Source organism: Luteimonas sp. A534, assembly GCF_054072805.1.
On the sequence record NZ_JBSVRR010000004.1, the window covers coordinates 64,595 to 82,218 of the forward strand.

The 17,624-nt window shown below is 68.5% G+C and carries 14 protein-coding genes and 1 tRNA gene; 6 read left to right on the forward strand and 9 right to left on the reverse strand.

Annotated elements, in window-relative coordinates:
- Window positions 1–27 precede the first annotated feature (27 nt).
- Complete coding sequence (gene hisS, locus ACW5F0_RS10485; protein WP_456965973.1) at window positions 28–1,416, reverse strand: histidine--tRNA ligase; 1,389 nt, start codon at window positions 1,414–1,416, stop codon at window positions 28–30.
- A gap of 131 nt (window positions 1,417–1,547) precedes the next feature.
- Between hisS and ACW5F0_RS10490 the strand changes: the two genes are divergently transcribed.
- The 3 genes from ACW5F0_RS10490 (at window position 1,548) to ACW5F0_RS10500 (ending at window position 4,321) form a co-directional block, all read left to right on the forward strand.
- Window positions 1,548–1,624 (forward strand) — tRNA-Pro (locus ACW5F0_RS10490).
- A gap of 522 nt (window positions 1,625–2,146) precedes the next feature.
- Window positions 2,147–2,782, forward strand: coding sequence for a hypothetical protein (locus ACW5F0_RS10495; protein ID WP_456999695.1), 636 nt, complete (start codon window positions 2,147–2,149; stop codon window positions 2,780–2,782).
- A 222-nt stretch (window positions 2,783–3,004) separates the two neighbouring features.
- A complete protein-coding gene (locus ACW5F0_RS10500) occupies window positions 3,005–4,321 on the forward strand; it encodes an MFS transporter (RefSeq protein ID WP_456999696.1) in 1,317 nt (438 codons plus the stop codon).
- Between the two features lie 114 nt (window positions 4,322–4,435).
- On the opposite strand, the gene ACW5F0_RS10505 is transcribed toward ACW5F0_RS10500, so the two are convergent.
- From ACW5F0_RS10505 to ACW5F0_RS10540, 8 genes are all read right to left on the reverse strand, one after another.
- Window positions 4,436–5,470: a patatin-like phospholipase family protein gene (locus tag ACW5F0_RS10505; protein ID WP_456999697.1), complete on the reverse strand. Its 1,035-nt coding sequence runs from the start codon at window positions 5,468–5,470 to the stop codon at window positions 4,436–4,438.
- Between the two features lie 93 nt (window positions 5,471–5,563).
- Window positions 5,564–6,859 (reverse strand): argininosuccinate lyase, encoded by a 1,296-nt coding sequence (gene argH, locus ACW5F0_RS10510; RefSeq protein ID WP_456999698.1) that lies wholly within the window; start codon window positions 6,857–6,859, stop codon window positions 5,564–5,566.
- A 131-nt stretch (window positions 6,860–6,990) separates the two neighbouring features.
- Window positions 6,991–8,001 (reverse strand): N-acetyl-gamma-glutamyl-phosphate reductase, encoded by a 1,011-nt coding sequence (gene argC / locus ACW5F0_RS10515; RefSeq protein WP_456999699.1) that lies wholly within the window; start codon window positions 7,999–8,001, stop codon window positions 6,991–6,993.
- Window positions 7,994–9,331: an acetylglutamate kinase gene (locus tag ACW5F0_RS10520; protein ID WP_456999700.1), complete on the reverse strand. Its 1,338-nt coding sequence runs from the start codon at window positions 9,329–9,331 to the stop codon at window positions 7,994–7,996. Before ACW5F0_RS10520 ends, argC begins: the two co-directional genes overlap by 8 nt.
- A gap of 297 nt (window positions 9,332–9,628) precedes the next feature.
- Window positions 9,629–10,738, reverse strand: coding sequence for an acetylornithine deacetylase (locus ACW5F0_RS10525; RefSeq protein WP_456999701.1), 1,110 nt, complete (start codon window positions 10,736–10,738; stop codon window positions 9,629–9,631).
- A 24-nt stretch (window positions 10,739–10,762) separates the two neighbouring features.
- Window positions 10,763–11,977: an argininosuccinate synthase gene (locus ACW5F0_RS10530; RefSeq protein ID WP_456999702.1), complete on the reverse strand. Its 1,215-nt coding sequence runs from the start codon at window positions 11,975–11,977 to the stop codon at window positions 10,763–10,765.
- 47 nt (window positions 11,978–12,024) lie between these two features.
- Complete coding sequence (locus ACW5F0_RS10535) at window positions 12,025–13,044, reverse strand: N-acetylornithine carbamoyltransferase (protein ID WP_456999703.1); 1,020 nt, start codon at window positions 13,042–13,044, stop codon at window positions 12,025–12,027.
- Window positions 13,045–13,285: 241 nt separating this feature from the next.
- Window positions 13,286–13,783, reverse strand: a complete 498-nt coding sequence (locus tag ACW5F0_RS10540) for a hypothetical protein (RefSeq protein ID WP_456965959.1) — start codon at window positions 13,781–13,783, stop codon at window positions 13,286–13,288.
- 99 nt (window positions 13,784–13,882) lie between these two features.
- On the opposite strand from ACW5F0_RS10540, the gene cysS reads away from it, so the two are divergent.
- The 3 genes from cysS (at window position 13,883) to ACW5F0_RS10555 (ending at window position 17,567) form a co-directional block, all read left to right on the forward strand.
- Window positions 13,883–15,301, forward strand: coding sequence for a cysteine--tRNA ligase (gene cysS, locus ACW5F0_RS10545; RefSeq protein WP_456999704.1), 1,419 nt, complete (start codon window positions 13,883–13,885; stop codon window positions 15,299–15,301).
- 4 nt (window positions 15,302–15,305) lie between these two features.
- Complete coding sequence (locus ACW5F0_RS10550; RefSeq protein ID WP_456999705.1) at window positions 15,306–15,749, forward strand: SufE family protein; 444 nt, start codon at window positions 15,306–15,308, stop codon at window positions 15,747–15,749.
- A 132-nt stretch (window positions 15,750–15,881) separates the two neighbouring features.
- Complete coding sequence (locus ACW5F0_RS10555; protein ID WP_456999706.1) at window positions 15,882–17,567, forward strand: AMP-binding protein; 1,686 nt, start codon at window positions 15,882–15,884, stop codon at window positions 17,565–17,567.
- Window positions 17,568–17,624: the final 57 nt, after the last annotated feature.

Consider the following 17,624-nt stretch of genomic DNA (forward strand, 5'->3'; position numbering starts at 1 on the left):
TAGCCTTTCTTGTCCGGGGGCGCGCCGTCAGGCGCCGTGTGCGCGCAGCTGCTCGAGCTCTACCCGCAGGGTGCTGCCAAGCTCGTCTTCCGCCACTTCAAACTGCTCGCCGCGACGCAGGTCCTTGACCGCCACCACGCCCCTGGCGGCCTCGTCGCCGCCGCGGATCACCACGAAGCGGATGCCCGCACGGTCGGCATACTGCAGCTGCTTGGCCAGCTTGCGCGGCTCCATCTGCGTTTCCACGTTCAGGCCGGCGGCGCGCAGGCGCTGCGACAGGGCCAGCGCGTGCTCGAGGCCGTCATCGTCGAGCAGCACGACCAGCGCGTCCACGGTGCTTTCGGCGGTACCCACCAGGCCGGCCTCGCGCAGCTGCCAGAACAACCGCGTCAGGCCGATGGAAATGCCGACGCCGGGCAATGTCGACTTCGTGTAGTGGCTGGCGAGGTCGTCGTAGCGGCCGCCGGAGCAGATCGAGCCGATGTCCGGGTGCGCGTCCAGCGTGGTCTCGTAGACCATGCCGGTGTAGTAATCGAGGCCGCGCGCGATCGACAGGTTGATGGCGTAGCGCGACTCGGGCACGCCCATGGACTTGAGCATGCCGAGCAGCGCACGCAGCTCGTTGCGGCCTTCTTCGAAGAGCTGCGTGCCGGCGCCGAGCGCGTCCAGCCGCGCCAGCGCATCGTCGTGCCCGGAAGAGCGCACGCGCGAGAACTCCAGCAGCCGGTCCGCGACCTCGGGAGCAAGGCCGAAGGCTTCGCCCACCAGGGTCGCGCGCACCGCGTCTTCCCCGCGCTTGTCGAGCTTGTCGATCTCGCGCAGCACCAGCGGCTGCGCCTCGTCGCCGATGCCCTGGCCCGCGAAGAAGCCGCGCAGCAGCTTGCGGTGGTTGAGCTGGATCGTGAACTCGCCGATGCCCAGGGCCTCGAACACGGCGTTGATCACCGCCGGCACCTCGGCCTCGAAGCGCGGCGACAGCGTGTCCTTGCCGATCACGTCGATGTCGCACTGGTAGAACTCGCGGAAGCGGCCGCGCTGGGCGCGCTCGCCGCGGTAGACGCGCTGCATCTGGTAGCGGCGGAACGGGAACGCGAGATCGTGTTCATGCTCGGCGACGTAACGCGCCAGCGGCACGGTCAGGTCGAAGCGCAGCGCCATTTCCGGCCGCCCCTGGTCTTCCCCGCCCTCCCGGGCTTTCTCGAGCGCGCCCGTGGACTGCACGAAATAGACCTGGCGCTCGGTCTCGCCCCCGGTCTTGGTCAGCAGCACGTCGGAGAGCTCGAACACCGGCGTTTCCACCGGCAGGAAGCCGTAGGCCTCGAAGGTGCGACGGATGGTGTCGAGCATGCGCTGGAAGGCGACCTGCTCGCGCGGGAGCAGTTCAAGGACGCCCGGGGGCGTGCGGGGCTTGATCAAAGCGGGTCTCCGGTTCGGACCATGGCCGGGTGGCCCGCCATTCTAGCGGCTGCGGCCGGGCTTCCCGGGTCCGCGAGCCGGAGTACTTGCCCTTCCTGCCCCTGAGTCCCTAAAATACGCAGCTCACCTGTCGGGGTGTAGCTCAGCCTGGTAGAGCGCTACGTTCGGGACGTAGAAGTCGCAGGTTCAAATCCTGTCTCCCCGACCACTTGGTGAAATGGCCAGAAGGCTCCGAAAACCGCGAAAGCGCGGGAATTTCGGGGCCTTTTTGCTGTACTGAATTGCAGGGCGGACGCGCCCCCGACTCGACGCCGGCCCGCCGAGGCCCCCCGGCCAGCGACCCGAGCCTTTACAGACCGGCCGAAGATCGGGCACGCATGTGCTGCTGCCTGTCACCTTGCCGCCCCGCCTTCATATCCACGTTCGCGACATCGAGGGCCGGCGTCAATCATCTCCGTGAGAAGACGCTCTTGGCACCGCGATTGGCAGTCCAACGAGAAAGATTGGGCTTCGTTCCTGCCAGGAATGCAGGACTTCTCCGGCTTCCACGTTGGGCGCTGGAATTCAGGCGGCAATCCCCCAAGGCCCTCGTCCCCGGCATCTGGCGCCGGCACCCGTCTCGACGAGCCCCCGTCACCAAGTCAGATAGTCCTTGCAGGGAAAAGAGCAGAACCGGAGGCCCGACCTTGGCTACTCTCCAAGGTACCTGCATCGACGAACACGACCCACCATGGATGCCAGCACTCTCCGCCCCATCCCGGCCCTGCAGAGCGGCATGGCGCGATCCGCGCCGCGACTTGCCCGCTACACACCACTCCCCAACAGGTACACGGCCCTTCTTGCTGCGCTATTGGTTCTCATCCTGAGCGGCCTCGGCATGGTCCGCGATGCCCACTCCGCAACGCCTTCGGCCATCCCTTCGACCCGGTTGAACCCACGAAGCCAGCCGGCCGCGCTCCCAACGGCAGTGCACGGAGTGTGGCACCGGGATGACGCCGCGGGCCGCGCACAATGTGAAAGATACCTTGCGTTACCCGAAGACATCGGTGAAACCGACGAAGGGTGGATGTCGATGGTTGGAAGCATCGTGATCACGCCGACGCTGATCCACGAGTATTCCGAATACGGCGAAGGCAATTTCAACGTGGTCAAGGAAATCGCGGATCTCGGCGATGGCTCCTGGCTGGTATCGGTACAAGTCGGCTTCGACTTCATACCAGCCGCCGACGACAACTTTGGCGTTGACACATACCGTTTGGATCTCCAGCAACAGACACTCCGTTGGGAGCCCAGAAGATTCGAAGGGGAGCAAGAACCAGGCTACTTCAGATGCGGAGATCTGCGTGCAGACCTTCAATACGAGTGAAAAGAAATCCGTGTCGCATCGTTGCCTGATCCTTCAATCCATTCCACCATCGGGACGCGAAGTTCCCGGTTGAAGACTTCGGCAGGCCATGCTGCAATGCGCCGGAGGACAGGATGTCGGATCCTGCTCCACAGGCTCGTCAGAACCTGAAAATGACCCCCTGAAACCGGTCGCCGTGCCGGTTTTCTGCTTTCTGCGCCTCTCGGCGCCTGGACACCCTGCATGTCGGCCTCCCCCACCCACGCCGGCGGTACTGCTGCCCGCGGCTGGCTCCTGGCGCTCGTGGGCATCACGCTGGCCGCCTTCAACCTGCGCACTGCGGTGACGTCGATCACGCCGCTGCTCGACGTGGTCGGCCGCGAGTTCGGCTTCGGCGCCACCATGGCCGGCTTCATCGGCATGCTGCCGGCGGCGGCGTTCGCGGCCTTCGGCGCCGCCACCCCCACCCTTGCGCGCCGCATCGGACTCGAACGCACCGTGCTGCTGGCGATGGCACTTGCCGCCATCGGCCTGGTGCTGCGTTCGCTGGCCGGCGGCATGGGCCTGCTGGTTGCCGGATCACTGGTTTCGCTGGCCGGCATGGGCATCGGCAACGTGGTGCTGCCGCCGCTGGTGAAGCGCTGGTTCCCGCACCGTATCGGCATGCTGAGCGTGGTCTACATCACTGCGCTGCAGGCGGGCACGATCATGGCCGCGCTGCTGGCGGTGCCGCTGGCGAACGCCTTCGGCTGGCGCCTGTCGATGGGCGCGTGGGCGCTGACGGCGCTGGTGGCGATGCTGCCGTGGCTCGTGCTGCTGCGCCACGGAGCGGCCTCGGCGGTGACAGGCCGGGGCGTGACCAGGGCCGGATCCCACGCCAATGCAGCCACATCAGCCGAAGCTGCGCGGGAAGCCCGCAACGACCATGACGACGCTCCCGCCGCGGGCGCGACCGAGCTTGAATCCACGCCGGCCTCGCGCAACCGCGTCTGGCACACCTCGCTGGGCTGGGGCATGGCGCTGATGTTCGGCATGAGCTCGCTGGCCACCTACGCGATGTTCACCTGGATGCCGCGGATCTTCACCGACGCCGGCGCCTCGCCGGCCTTTGGCGGCGCGATGGTGGCGCTGTACACCGGCTTCAGCCTGCTCGGTGGCCTGGTGGTGCCGACGCTGGCCGTGCGCATGCCCAACACGTTCGTGCTCGCGCTCGGCTGCGCAGTGGCGCAGTTCGCCGGGTTCGCCGGCCTGTGGCTGGCGCCGATGGCGGCGCCATGGCTGTGGGCCACCCTGGTCGGCATCGGCGGCTGCACCTTCCCGCTCGGCCTGACCCTGATCAACCTGCGCACGCGCACGCCGACCGGATCGGCGGCGCTGTCGGGTTTCACCCAGGGCGTGGGCTACTCGCTGGCCTGCCTCGGACCGCTGCTGTTCGGCATCCTCAAGGATTCCACCGGGGGCTTGGCCTGGCCATTCGCGATGCTCGCCACGAGCGTGGTGCTGATGCTGGCGGGTGCCTGGCAGGCGTGCCAGCCGCGCTATCTCGAGGACATCCGGTAAGCGGCCAGGCGCGCGGGCACCGGCGTCGTAAACGACGGCAATCGTTGACGCATGCCGACACTTGGAAACAAGGCTCTGACGATCTGCTCGGATCGCCGCCCGAGCCGGCAGAGCTCAACGGAAAGACGCGATATCGACGGTCGAATGCTTGCCCACCAGGGCGGCGTCGCCCGCCAGCCACTCCTGGGTCCGGCTGCGGCCATGGTCACGCAGGGTTTCGAGGAACGGCAGGCTCGTGGTCGACTTCGAGTCGTCGTCGAGCTGCGCCATCAGCTCGTCGTCGGCGATGAGGTGCAGGCGCTTGCGGCGCACCGGATGCTCCTTGACCAGCCAGGGCACGACCGAGCGGCGCATGAACTCGCGCATGCGAATCAGGCTGCGCATCTCGGCGAGGAAGGCGGCATTGAACGCCAGCGCCTGCGAGCGGTCGCGGATCTCGGACGCGGTGCGCGGCGTGTCGCCGTGCGTGGCCGGACTCAGCAGCACCATCAGCACGTCCTCCACCCGGCACTCGGCCAGCAGCGGCAGCACCGGCGGGTTGGCCGCGAAGGCGCCATCCCAGTAGGGTTCACCGTCGATTTCCACCGCCTCGTAAAGCGCCGGCAGGCAGGCCGAGGCCAGCACTGCATCCGCGCTCATTTCCGGGGTGCGGAACAGCCGCAGGCGACCGGTGTTGGCATGGGTGGCGGCAATGAACAGGTCGAAGCGGCGCTGCGCACGCAGGCGTTCGAAATCGACCTGCGACTCGACGATGCCGCGCAGCGGGTCGTAGCCCAAGGGGTTGAACTGCGCCGGCGCGAGGAAGCCACTCCACTGCAGCATCAGGGCGGCCATCGGCGAGGGCCGGCCATCGCTGGTCCCGGAGCCGGCGTGCAACAGCGATCCACTCCCGCCGACCGCGCTCCAGAAGCGGGCCAGGGCTTCACGTGCGCCGTCACGGCCGCCTTCAAGCAGTCCGTGCGCGAGCACCACGGCGTTCATCGCGCCGGCACTGGTGCCGCTGGCGCCGCGCAGGTCGAAGCGGCCGTCCTCCAGCAGGGCGTCGAGCACGCCCCAGGTGAATGCTCCGTGGGCGCCGCCGCCTTGCAGCGCGAGGCTGAGAGGCCGGGCTGCGGTGCGCTTCCGCCGCTTCGACGTGGCTTGGCTCACCGCCTGGTCATCCGGGTCCGCATGCGGGCATTGTCACGCGGATATGTCGTCAGCGCGAACACGCGCAGGGGCCAGCATGAGCGCGCGCCGGGATCAGGAAATGGCCAGCGCCTGCAGCCGTGCGCGCAGCGCGTCCAGGCGCAGTCCGCCCGACGCACCCGGCGACACCCGCGCCGCCAGGCTGGCAGCCGGATCGCCCTCCGCCCAGCGCGCCGGATCGGCGGCCTGCCGGTAGGCATCGCGGAACGGAATGCCTTCGCGCGCCATATCGACGGCCAGGTCGGTCGCATACATCGAGGGCTCCAGCGCCCCGCGCATGCGGTCCACGTCCCAGTCGAGGTTGCGCAGCAGGTCGGGCAGCAGCGCCAGCGCCTGCAGGCCCTTGCCGAAACCATGGAACAGCGCGCCCTTCGACAGCTGCAGGTCGCGGTGATAGCCGGAGGGCAGCGACAGCAGCTGTTCGATCTCGCAGCGCGCGGCGGCCACGCTGGCGTAGGTCGCGCGCATCAGCTCGATGACGTCGGGGTTGCGCTTGTTGGGCATGATCGAGCTGCCGGTGGTGTACTGCGCCGGGAGCTTCACGAAGCCGAACTCGCCGGCGGTGAACAGGCTCAGGTCCCAGGCCAGGCGGCGCAGGTCGAGCATCGCGCTGGACAGCGCTTCAATCGCCGCCATCTCGAACTTGCCGCGCGACAGCTGGGCATAGGTCGCCGCCAGCTGCATGCGGCCGAAGCCGAGCGCGGCGGTGGTGTGCTCGCGGTCCAGCGGCAGGTTCACGCCGTAACCGGCAGCGCTGCCGAGCGGATTGGCGTCGATCCAGGCAAGCGTGTCGCGGGCGCGCACGGCGTTGTCGATGAACGCCTCGGCCCAGGCCGCCCACCACATGCCGAGCGACGAAACCACCGCACGTTGCAGGTGGGTGTAGCCCGGCAGGGGCACGTCGGCTTCGGCCTGCGCGCGGTCGAGCGCGATGCCGGCGGCCTCCACGCACAGCGCTTGCGCACGCGCCAGCTTCTCCTTCAGCCACAGCCGCGTCGCCACCAACACCTGGTCGTTGCGGCTGCGCCCGGTGTGGATGCGGCGGCCGGCATCGCCCAGGCGTTCGGTCAGCCGCGCCTCGATCGCCGAGTGGCCGTCCTCGTAGCGCGCGTCGAGCACGAAGCGGCCGTCGCTGAAATCCGTGGCCAGCGCATCGAGTTCGCGCGCGATGCCGGCGAGCTCGTCCCCAGTGAGGATGCCGATGCGCTGCAGGCCCTCGGCGTGCGCGCGGCTGGCCTGGATGTCGTGCAGGAAGAAGTCGCGGTCCAGCACCACGTCGTCGCCGGCCAGGAAGGCCTGGATGTCGGCATCGACGGTGACGCCGGGTTTCTGCCACAGGAGGTCGGACATGGTGCGTGCTCTCCGGAACGTGGGGTGTCGCTTCTGTGGGAGCGGCTATAGCCGCGATTGCAACATCCTGGAGGAATCCGATCGCAGCTATAGCTGCTCCCACAGGGATTGGGTCGCAGCTATAGCTGCTCCTACAGGGGGTGGGATAGTGGTTGGGACAGCGGGTGTGATGGGACGCTGTCCGTGGCGGCCGCGGCATCCAGCGGAATGCCAAGGACCTCTTCGAAACCGAAGGCAAGGTTGAGGTTCTGCAGCGCCTGCGTGGCGGCGCCCTTGAGCAGGTTGTCGAGCGTGGCCACCACCACCAGCCTGCGGCCGTCGGCGGACAGCGTGAAGCCGCCGATCTCGACGCCGTGGCGGCCGGCGATGTGGCTCACCCAGGGCGCGTCGCCGGTGACGCGCAGCAGGGGCTCGTCACGATAGCGTTCACGGTAGCGCGCCTCCACCGCATCGCGATGCATCGGCGTGCGCAGGTGCATGTTCGCCGTCAGGGTGATGCCGCGGAAGTGCGGCGCCACGTGCGGCATGAACTCCACCGGCGTGCCGAGGTGGCGCGTGACCTCGCGCTCGTGCAGGTGGTCGACCAGCGCGTAGGGCATGAGGTTGTCGCGGAGTTTGTCGGCATCGTTGCGGTCCGACGGGGTGGTGCCCGCGCCGGAGTAACCGGAGACGCCGAAGCACTGCACGGGGCCTTCGACCAGGTCGTGCACAGGCGCGATGGCGAGCTGCATGGCGCTGGCATAGCAGCCGGGGTTGGCGATGCGGCGCTGTCCTGCATAGGTGTTGCGGGTCAGCTCCGGAAGGCCGTAGTACCAGCCGTCGTTGAAGCGGTGGTCGGCGGACAGATCGACGATTACAGGCTCTGCGTCGGATGCTGCAAGCGACGCGACGCAGGCGTCGGACTTGCCGTTGGGCAGCGCGAGTACCCACGCATCGAGCCCGAGGCTTCCGAGTTCGTCGTGCGCCAGGCTGGCATAGCGCAGCCCGCCCTGGAAGCCGGACACGTGGTCGGCCACGCGCTGGCCATCGAGTTCGCGCGACGACACCGCGGCCAGCTCGAAGCCCGGGTGCGCGGCGAGCAGGCGGATCAGCTCTGCGCCGGTGTGGCCTCGCGCGCCGACGATACCGACGGTCCTAGCCATGGCTTGCCTCCTGCCTGTCGGCGAGTGTCGCCGGACGCTGGGCGCAGTGCGCGACCGCGCGCTCGATCATCGGGAACCCGTCCATGCCGTACCAGAATACCTTCCACGGCCCTTGCTTCAGGCAGCCATCGGATTCGGCGTAGTAGAAGGCATTCGCGCCGTTGCTGTTGCGCGAGCGCCAGAACAGCGTCGGCGTCTCTTCGTGCATCACCTGCCAGACCGCGCGCCCCAGGCCTTCGCCCTGGGCGTCGTCGAGCACCGCGAACTTGTCGAGGTAAGGCACGCCGTCGACCTCGGTCAGGATCACCGCGGTGCGGTAGTTCTCGCTCACGTAGGCCCGCAGCAGCGGCGTGCGCTCGAAGTAGTCCGGCAGCAGCGCACGCCCGAAGGCCGACTCGATCAGCGCACGCAGGCGTGGCAGGTCCAGCGAGTCCCAGGCCGTCGCGCGCAGCACGCGCTCGCCCCGCCGCACCAGCGTGCCCGACCCCTTGTGCGTGAACAGCTCGCGCGCCAGCTGGTCGGGCCGCGTGATCGACACCGACGATGAATGCGGCAGCGCCATCAGCAGATCGTGGATCTGCTCGATCTTCACGCGCATGCCCGAATGCAGCCAGGGCTGCGCCATCAGCTCCGCGTACTCGGTGCTGAGGTTGATCGAGTCGATCACCTTGTCGTCGGGACCAAGCAGGCCGCCGGTCCCGGTGAGGAACACGATCTTGTACGGCTGCAGGGTCTTGATCAGCTCGTTCGCGGCCCAGTCGGCGTTGACGTTGACGATCTGCCCGTCGGCGGTTTCGCCCAGCGAAGTGATTACAGGAATCGACCCGGCCTTGATCGCCGCGCCGATGCCATCGGTATCCACGCGCGCGACCTGCCCCACCAGCCCATAGCGGGCCTGATCGAGGAAGGCACACTCGAACACGCCCGACTGGATCGACGTCGCGCGCACGCCCTCGACCTGCAGCGCTTCGACCAGGCGCAGGTTCTGCTGCCGCATCACGCGCCGGACGATGGCCAGCCCAGTCGCATCGGTATAGCGCAGGTTGTCGACCGTCCGTTTCTCGATCCCGGCCTCGCGCATGGCCTCGTCCAGCTGCGGTCCCGCGCCATGCACCACGATCGGGGTCAGCCCGACCTGCTGCAGGAACGCCAGCGACGACGTCAGCGCATCCAGGTCGTCGCGCAGCACAGCGCCCCCGACCTTCACCACCGCGAAGCGCTTCGCATCCAGCTGCGAAAACCGCTTCAGGTACTGGCTGATCTCTTTCGCGCTGCCCATCCCCGACAACAGTCGAACAATGGTCTGGCGGGTCTGTACGTGTGCTTGCATGTGTTGCTGCTTCGTGAGGTCTGGATGGAGAGGGGGAAGAGCTTTTTGCCACGGATTTGCGCGGATTTGCGCGGATAAGCGCGGATAAGCGCGGATAGAGCAAAAGCTTTTTCTGCCACGGATTGGCGCGGATTACGCGGATTTGGCTGAGGCAAGTTCGAAGCGGGAATCCTTGTTGGAAAAAATGCGTTGTGGAGAAGGGCGCGGTGATCCAGCTGGCCTCGCTCTGATCCGCGTAATCCGCGCCAATCCGTGGCAAAGAACGCTTCTATTTTTCTGCCTTTGCTCTATCCGCGCTTATCCGCGTAAATCCGTGGCTGAAATGCCCTTGCCTTCAATGATCCGCGCCACCGCCGCGGCATAGGTACGCAGCTGGTCAAGCGCGACCCATTCGTCGGCGGTGTGGGCTTGGGCGATGTGGCCGGGGCCGAAGACGATGGCGTCGAAGCCGGCGGCGGAGAAGAGCGAGGCTTCGGTCCAGAAGTCGACCGCGGGGCCGATAGGCAGCCCGAGGTCGTCGGCGAGGTCGCGTGCCGCCAGGCGGCGCTCCTCGGCGCTGGCGGTGTCGCCGGCGGGCAGCGAGGGGCCGTGGAAGGTGGCGGCGTAGTCGCTGCATTCGGCTGCGAGCGCGGCGAAACGCGCGTGCAGGTCGTCGACGTCATGCGAGGGCAACGGGCGGAAGCCGAAGCGGACTTCGGCCGCGGGCGCGATGACATTCGCCTTGATGCCGCCCTCGACGCGACCGATGTTGAAGCGCAGGCCGGTCAGGCCGCCGAAGCGCTGGTGCGCCTCGGCTTCGGCCAGAGCCAGCGCGTCGACGCCCCAGCGCATCGCCTTGTGCACGGCGCTCGCCGACAGCGCCTGGGCTCCGGATGCGTGACCCGCCTCGCCGTGGAAGCGCAGTTGCACCGCGGCGATGCCGCGATGCGCGAGCACGGCCTCACAGCCGGTGGGCTCGGCCACCAGCACCTGGCGGAAACCGTGGTCGCTGGCCAGGAAGGCGGCGATGCAGCGCGGGTCATTGGCCTCTTCGTCGCTGCTGAACAGGAAGGCGGCATCGCCCGGCACCGCCTGGGCGGCGGCGATCAGCGCGGCGGCCGCGCCTTTGATGTCGCAGGCGCCAAGGCCGATCGCGCGCCCGTCCGTCACCCGCAGCACGTGCGGGTCCGCGGTCCACGCCGGGGAGTCGGGCACGGTGTCGAGGTGCACGTTGAACAGCAATGACGGCTGGCCACGACGCGCGAACAGCGACACCGCGCCAGCGCCGTGGTCGGTCACGGTGACCTCGAAGTCCTGCAGCTGCGCGCGGATGTAATCGAAGATGCCGCCGGTATCGATCGCCCGCGGCGGATTGCGGGTATCGAAGGACACCAGCGCGGCGAGGTGCTCCAGGACCCTGTCAATCACGACGGGAACTCCAGTGGGAGCGGCTCACGACTTGTTGATCTCGGCCCACAGGGTGCTGCTCATTCCGAAGAGTTTGATGAAGCCCTCGGCCTCTTCCACGCCCCAGTCGGCGGACTGCGCGTAGGTGGCGCCGCTGGCGTTGAGGATGTGCGGGGATCGCACGGCGACCGCGTCGACGCGGCCGCCGCGGGTCTCGAGCATCACCTCGCCGTTGACCATGCGCTGCGACGAGGCCAGGAAGGCCTCGAGGTCGGTCTTCAGCGGGTCGTGGTAGAAGCCTTCGTACACCAGTTCGACCCACTTGCGGCCGACCTCGGGCTTGTAGCGGTTCTGCTGCTTGCTCAGCACCGCTTCTTCCAGCGCGCGATGCGCGGCCAGCAGCGCGGTCAGGCCGGGCGCCTCGTACACGATGCGGCCCTTCAGGCCGATGGTGGTGTCACCGGTATAGACCCCGCGGCCCACGCCGTAGGACGAAAACATGGTGTTCAGCCGGCCCAGCAGCTGCGCGCCCGGCGTCTCTTCGCCATCGATCGCCACCGCTTCGCCACCGACGAAGCGCAGCCAGACCTGCAGCGGCTCGGTCGGCCAGGCGCTGCGCGGCGCGCACCAGCCGCGGGCACCTTCGCCCGGTGCTTCCCAGCGATCGATCTCGCCGCCCGACAGGGTCACGCCCAGCAGGTTCTCGTTGATCGTGTAGCTCTTCTGCCGCGTCTGCACGCCGAAGCCGCGTTCCTCCAGGTAGGCCTGCTCGTAGGCGCGAGTCTGGGTGTGTTCCTTCTGGATCTCGCGGACCGGCGCCACGATGCGGTAGCCGCCCGACGCCTTCACCGCCAGGTCAAAGCGCACCTGGTCGTTGCCCATGCCGGTGCAGCCATGCGCGATCGCGTTCGTTCCCAGATCCCTCGCGCGTGCCAGTGCGGCGTCGACGATCAAGTAGCGGTCGGACACCAGCAGCGGGTACTGGCCCTGGTAGGCCTCGCCGGCCTGGACGAAGGGCTTCACGAAGCCGTCCCAGATCGCCGGGCCGCCATCGATGGTGACGTGGCTTGCAACGCCGAGCTCCGCGGCGCGCTTCTCGATCGCCTCGCGCTCGTCGGCGCCCACGCCGCCGGTATCGGCGAACACGGTGTGCACGGCCCAGCCGCGCTCCTTCAGCCACGGCACGCAGAAGCTGGTGTCGAGGCCGCCGGAAAAGGCGAGGACGATGTCTTTGGATTCGGAGGCGGAAGCAGCGTTCATTTCGGATCTCTGGATGGGGGGATGGTGGGTGGCCGTCAGGTGGGCCGTCAGTGCGCGCCAGCCAGCGTGCGCATCACCGCCTTCTGCACGTGCAGCCGGTTTCCCGCCTCCTGCACGGCGATGCAACGCGGCGAATCCATCACCGCGTCGCTGGCCTTGACGTTGCGCCGCAGCGGCAGGCAGTGGCTGAAGACGCCGTCGCGGGTCAGCGCCATCTTGGCTTCGTCGACCATGAAGTGCTTGTACTGGTCGCGGATCGGCTTCTCCGGCGCCCAGTTGCCGAAGTACGGCAGCGCGCCCCAGCTCTTGGCATAGACCACGTCGGCGCCCGCGTAGGCGCTGTCGATGTCGTGGCTGACGCTCAGCGAGCCGCCGCTCTCGGCGACGTTGGCCTCGGCCCAGTCCATGTAGCGCTCGTCGAGGATGTACTCGGGCGTCGGACACAGCAGGGTCACGTCCATGCCCATGCGCGTGGCGATGGTCAGCGCCGAGTTGGCGACTGCGGTGTTGAGCGGCTTGGGGTGGTAGGTCCAGGTCAGCACGTACTTCTTTCCGCGCAGGTCGGCGCTGCCGAAGTGCTCCTGCAGCGCCAGCACATGCGCCAGCTCCTGGCAGGGATGGGTGATGGTTTCCATGTTGATCACCGGCACCGTTGCGTATTTCGCGAAGCCCTTGAGCACGCGGTCTTCGCGGTCGACCGACCAGTCGATGAACTTCGGGAAGGCGCGCACGCCGATCAGGTCGACGTACTGGCTCAGCACCCGCGCGACCTCGGCGATGTGCTCCTCGGTCTCGCCGTCCATCACCGTGCCCAGCTCGAACTCGATCGGCCAGGCATCCTTGCCCGGCTGCAGCACCACGGCGTGGCCGCCCAGCTGGAAGGCACCCAGCTCGAAGCTGGTGCGGGTGCGCATCGAGGGATTGAAGAACACCAGGGCGATGGACTTGCCCCTGAGCGCGTCGCCGATCGGCTCGCGCTTCATGCGCGCGGCGTCCGCGAGGACGGCGTCGAGCTGGGCGCGGGTCCAGTCCTGGGTGTTGAGGAAGTGCTGCGGTGCGGAGGTCATGGCGGAGTCCATGGAATCGAAAACGAAAAAACCCGGCTCGGGCCGGGCTTCTGAAGACGGAAAACAGGCGTTGTCCGGTCCTAACCCAGGGGAACGTGGGCTTCCGGTCGACGCGCGCGCGAGGTCATGCCAGCCGCCATGCGGGCGGAGGTGAGGAGACCATGGACGAGGGCGCGGACGTGCTGCATTGCGGCAATCTTCCCACGCGGCGGAGCGGCCCGCAAGCGGTCCGCACGGCCCGTCATTCGACGTTGCCCCCCGCCACCACGGGGGTCACGGCCACCTTCACCCGCAGCCGGTTGCCGGGATCGTTCGGCAGCCGCGAGCGGTATTTGACGCCACGGACCAGGTAATCGACGTCATAGGCGATCGGCCGTCGGAACTCGCGCTCCACCGGCACCATCCGGCAATCGTCGTCGACCTCGCCGTCGCCGACGACCTCGCGCGCACTGTCGTTGCGATTGGGCGTAAGCACGTCGCGGACGGCGCCCACGACGCGGGACAGGCCGCGCCGTTCCTCGCCTTCCTCGGGGCCGACCATGCTCGACTGCTCGCAGCGCTCGATCACGCTCGTGGCGCGCAGGGTCTGGTAGACCGGCTCGGCGCGCAGGACCTGGGCGTATTCGTAGCGCACGTTCTCGGCCTGGATCACCGTGTGCTGGGCCCACGCGGGCGCCGCCGCGAGCGCAGGCGCGAGCAGCAGCGGCAGCCACCGGGTCGTGGGCGGGAAGGAGTGCATGCGATCCGCGAGTGTAGGCGCTGGCAGCGGCCAACGGCTGAATCGTGGCTGTCACGACGCCCCGCCGGTAGAATCGATGGCCTGCCGACGGCCTTCGAAATGACCCTCAGACTCTTCAACAGCCTCACCCGCCGGGTCGAGGACTTCCAGCCCCGCGACCCTGCGCGCACCACGATGTACGTGTGTGGACCCACGGTCTACAACTACGTGCACATCGGCAACGCGCGCGGGCCGGTGGTGTTCGACGTGCTGGCCGGCCTGCTGCGCCGCCGCTTCGGCCCCTTGGCCTACGCCCGCAACATCACCGACGTCGACGACAAGATCAACGCCGCCGCCGCCGAACAGGGCGTGCCGATTTCGGCCATCACCGACCGCTTCGCCGCCGCCTACCGCGAGGACATGGCGGCGCTGGGCGTGGCGCCCCCGGACATCGAGCCCGAGGCCACCGCGCACATCGCGCAGATCGTGGCGATGATCGAGCGCCTGGTCGAACGCGGCCACGCCTATGCCGCCGAGGGCCACGTGCTGTTCTCGGTCGGGAGCTTCGATGGCTACGGCAAGCTCTCTCGCCGCGAGCTCGAGGACATGCTGGCCGGGGCGCGGGTCGAAGTGGCCCCGTACAAGCGCGACCCGGGCGACTTCGTGCTCTGGAAGCCGTCGACCGGCGACCTGCCCGGCTGGGCATCGCCCTGGGGCCATGGCCGGCCGGGCTGGCACATCGAATGCTCGGCGATGGCCGCCGCCCACCTGGGCGAGACCATCGACATCCACGCCGGCGGCGTCGACCTTCAGTTCCCGCACCATGAGAACGAGATCGCGCAGAGCGAATGCGCCCATGGCGGCGCAGTGTTCGCGCGCTTCTGGCTGCACAACGGCATGCTCAACTTCGGCGGCGCCAAGATGTCGAAGTCGGTGGGCAACATCGAAAAGGTGCACGACCTGGTGCGCCAACACCCACCCGAGGCGCTGCGGCACGCACTGATGTCGGCGCATTACCGGCAGCCGCTGGAGTGGTCGGACGGCCTGGTCGAGCAGAGCGTGCGCACCCTGGACCGGCTCTACGGAACGCTGCGCGACATCGATGCGCTGGTGCCGGCGGGCACGGCCCCGGACGCCGCGATTCCCGACGCGATCGAAGGCGCGCTCGACGACGACCTCAACACGCCACAGGCCCTGGCGGAGCTCGCGGCCATCGCCGGCAACGCACGCGTACTGCGCAACGCGATCGCACACGGCGATGCGACCGGCGACGGCCCGCTGCTCGCGCTGGCCACCCTCGGCGCCAGCCTGCGTGCCGGTGGCCGCGCCCTGGGCCTGCTGCAGCAGGCGCCGGCCGCCTGGTTCGGGCGCGGCACCTCCGGCGACGACGACACCCGCATCCAGGCGCTGGTCGAGGAACGCACCGCCGCCAAGCAGGCGCGCGACTTCGCCCGCGCCGACGCCATCCGCGACCAGCTCGCCGGCGAAGGCGTGATCCTGGAAGACACGCCCCAGGGCGTACGCTGGAAGCGAGGCTGAAACAATGGACGCCAGCACCCACTTTCCGCTTGAACCCACGGCCGCCGAGGCCCAGGCCGCGATCCGCGACGAGTTCGCCTTCTTCGGCGACTGGTCCGAGCGCTACCAGTACCTGATCGACCTCGGCCGCAAGCTGCCGCACTTCCCGGATGACTTCCGCACCGAGGCCCATCGCCTGCACGGCTGCCAGTCGATGGTCTGGATCGTGCCCGCCGGCGACGCCGAGCGCATGGACTTCGCCGCCGCCAGCGACTCGGCCATCGTGTCCGGGCTGGTCTACCTCGCACTGCGCGTGTATTCCGGGCGCAGCGCGCGCGAGATCCTCGACAACGATCCGTCCTATATCGCCGACATCGGGCTGGCCAAGCACCTGTCGCCCACCCGCAACAACGGCCTGGCGTCCCTGCTCGCCTTCATCCGCGACGCGGCCCAGCGCGCCCTGGCGTGAGCACGGCGGGGCCCGGCACCACGGCCGGTCCAGGCCAGGGAAGGCGTCCTCCTGCGCGACGCAGCGTCCCGTGCAAGCCCCCGGGCGCTGCCGTTACCCTGTGATTTCCCACGCCAGTGCCCGCCCACCACCATGACCACGCAGCCGGAAATCCCCCCCAGCCACGTCCGCGGGGACACCTCGCAACCGCTGCTGCGCGAGACCGTCGGCGGCATGCTGGCGCGGATCGCGCGCACCTGGCCTGAGGGGTCGGCACTGGTGGTGCCGCCGCAGGGCGTGCGCTGGACCTGGCGCGAGTTCGACGACGCCGTCAGCCGCCTGGCGGCCGGACTCCTGGCGCTGGGCCTGGAGCGCGGCGACCGCATCGGCATCTGGTCGCTCAATCGCGTGGAATGGGTGGTGCTGCAGTTCGCCAGCGCACGCGCGGGGCTGGTGATGGTCAACATCAATCCGGCCTACCGCACCCACGAGCTGGAGTACGCGCTCGCCCAGGTCGGCTGCAAGGCGCTGGTGCTGGTACGCGCCTACAAGACGTCGGACTACGTCGGGATGCTGCAGGAGGTGGCGCCCGAGCTCGGCGACGCCGCGCCGGGCACGCTGCGCGCCGCGCGACTTCCCGACCTGCGCCACGTGATCGTGCTTGGCGACGGCGACGCGGTCCCCGGCGCCTGGCGCTTCGACGACATCGCCGGCTGCGATGATCCGGATGCGCATGCCCGGCTCGACGCGCTGCAGCCGCTGCTCGACCCGCACGATGCGATCAACATCCAGTTCACCTCGGGAACCACGGGCGAGCCCAAGGGCGCCACGCTCACCCACCACAACGTGGTCAACAACGGGTTCTTCATCGGCGAGCGCATGCGCCTGACCGAAGACGACCGCCTGTGCATTCCGGTGCCCTTCTACCACTGCTTCGGCATGGTGCTGGGCAACATGGCCTGCGTGACCCACGGCAGCTGCATGGTGCTGCCCGGCGAGGGCTTCGATGCGCTGGCCACGCTGCAGGCGGTGCAGGAAGAACGCTGCACCGGCCTGCACGGGGTACCGACCATGTTCATCGCGATGCTCGACCACCCCCGCTTCGCCGAGTTCGACCTGTCCACGCTGCGCACCGGGATCATGGCCGGGTCCAACTGTCCGGTAGAACTCATGCGTCGGGTCATGGAACGGATGCACATGTCCGAGGTCACCATCTGCTACGGCATGACCGAAACCAGCCCGGTCAGCTTCCAGACCACGCACGACGATGCGCTCGAACGCCGCATCGACTCCGTCGGCCGCATCCATCCGCACGTCGAGGTGCGCATCGTCGATGGAGGCGGCAGCACCGTGCCCTGCGGCACGATCGGCGAACTGCTGACCCGCGGCTATTCGGTCATGCGCGGTTACTGGAACGACCCGGCGCGCACCGCCGAGGCGATCGACGGCGACGGCTGGATGCATACCGGCGACCTCGCCACCATCGACCAGGACGGCTACTGCCGCATCGTCGGCCGGCTCAAGGACATGCTGATCCGCGGCGGCGAGAACATCTATCCGCGCGAGATCGAGGAGTTCCTCCACACCCATCCCGGGATCGCCGACGTGCAGGTGTTCGGCGTGCCCGATGCCAAGTTCGGCGAGGAGGCCTGCGCCTGGATCCGCCGGGTCGACGGTGCCACCGTGGGCGCCGACGACATCCGCGCCTACTGCCGCGGCCGCATCGCCCACTACAAAATCCCGCGCTACATCGAGTTCGTCGACGGCTACCCGATGACGGTGTCGGGCAAGGTGCAGAAGCACCTCATGGCCTCGGAAATGGCAAAGCGGCTCGGCTGAGCGGCCACCGGACCGCCCAAAGAGAAAGCCCCGCATCAGCGGGGCTTTCCGGTCTAC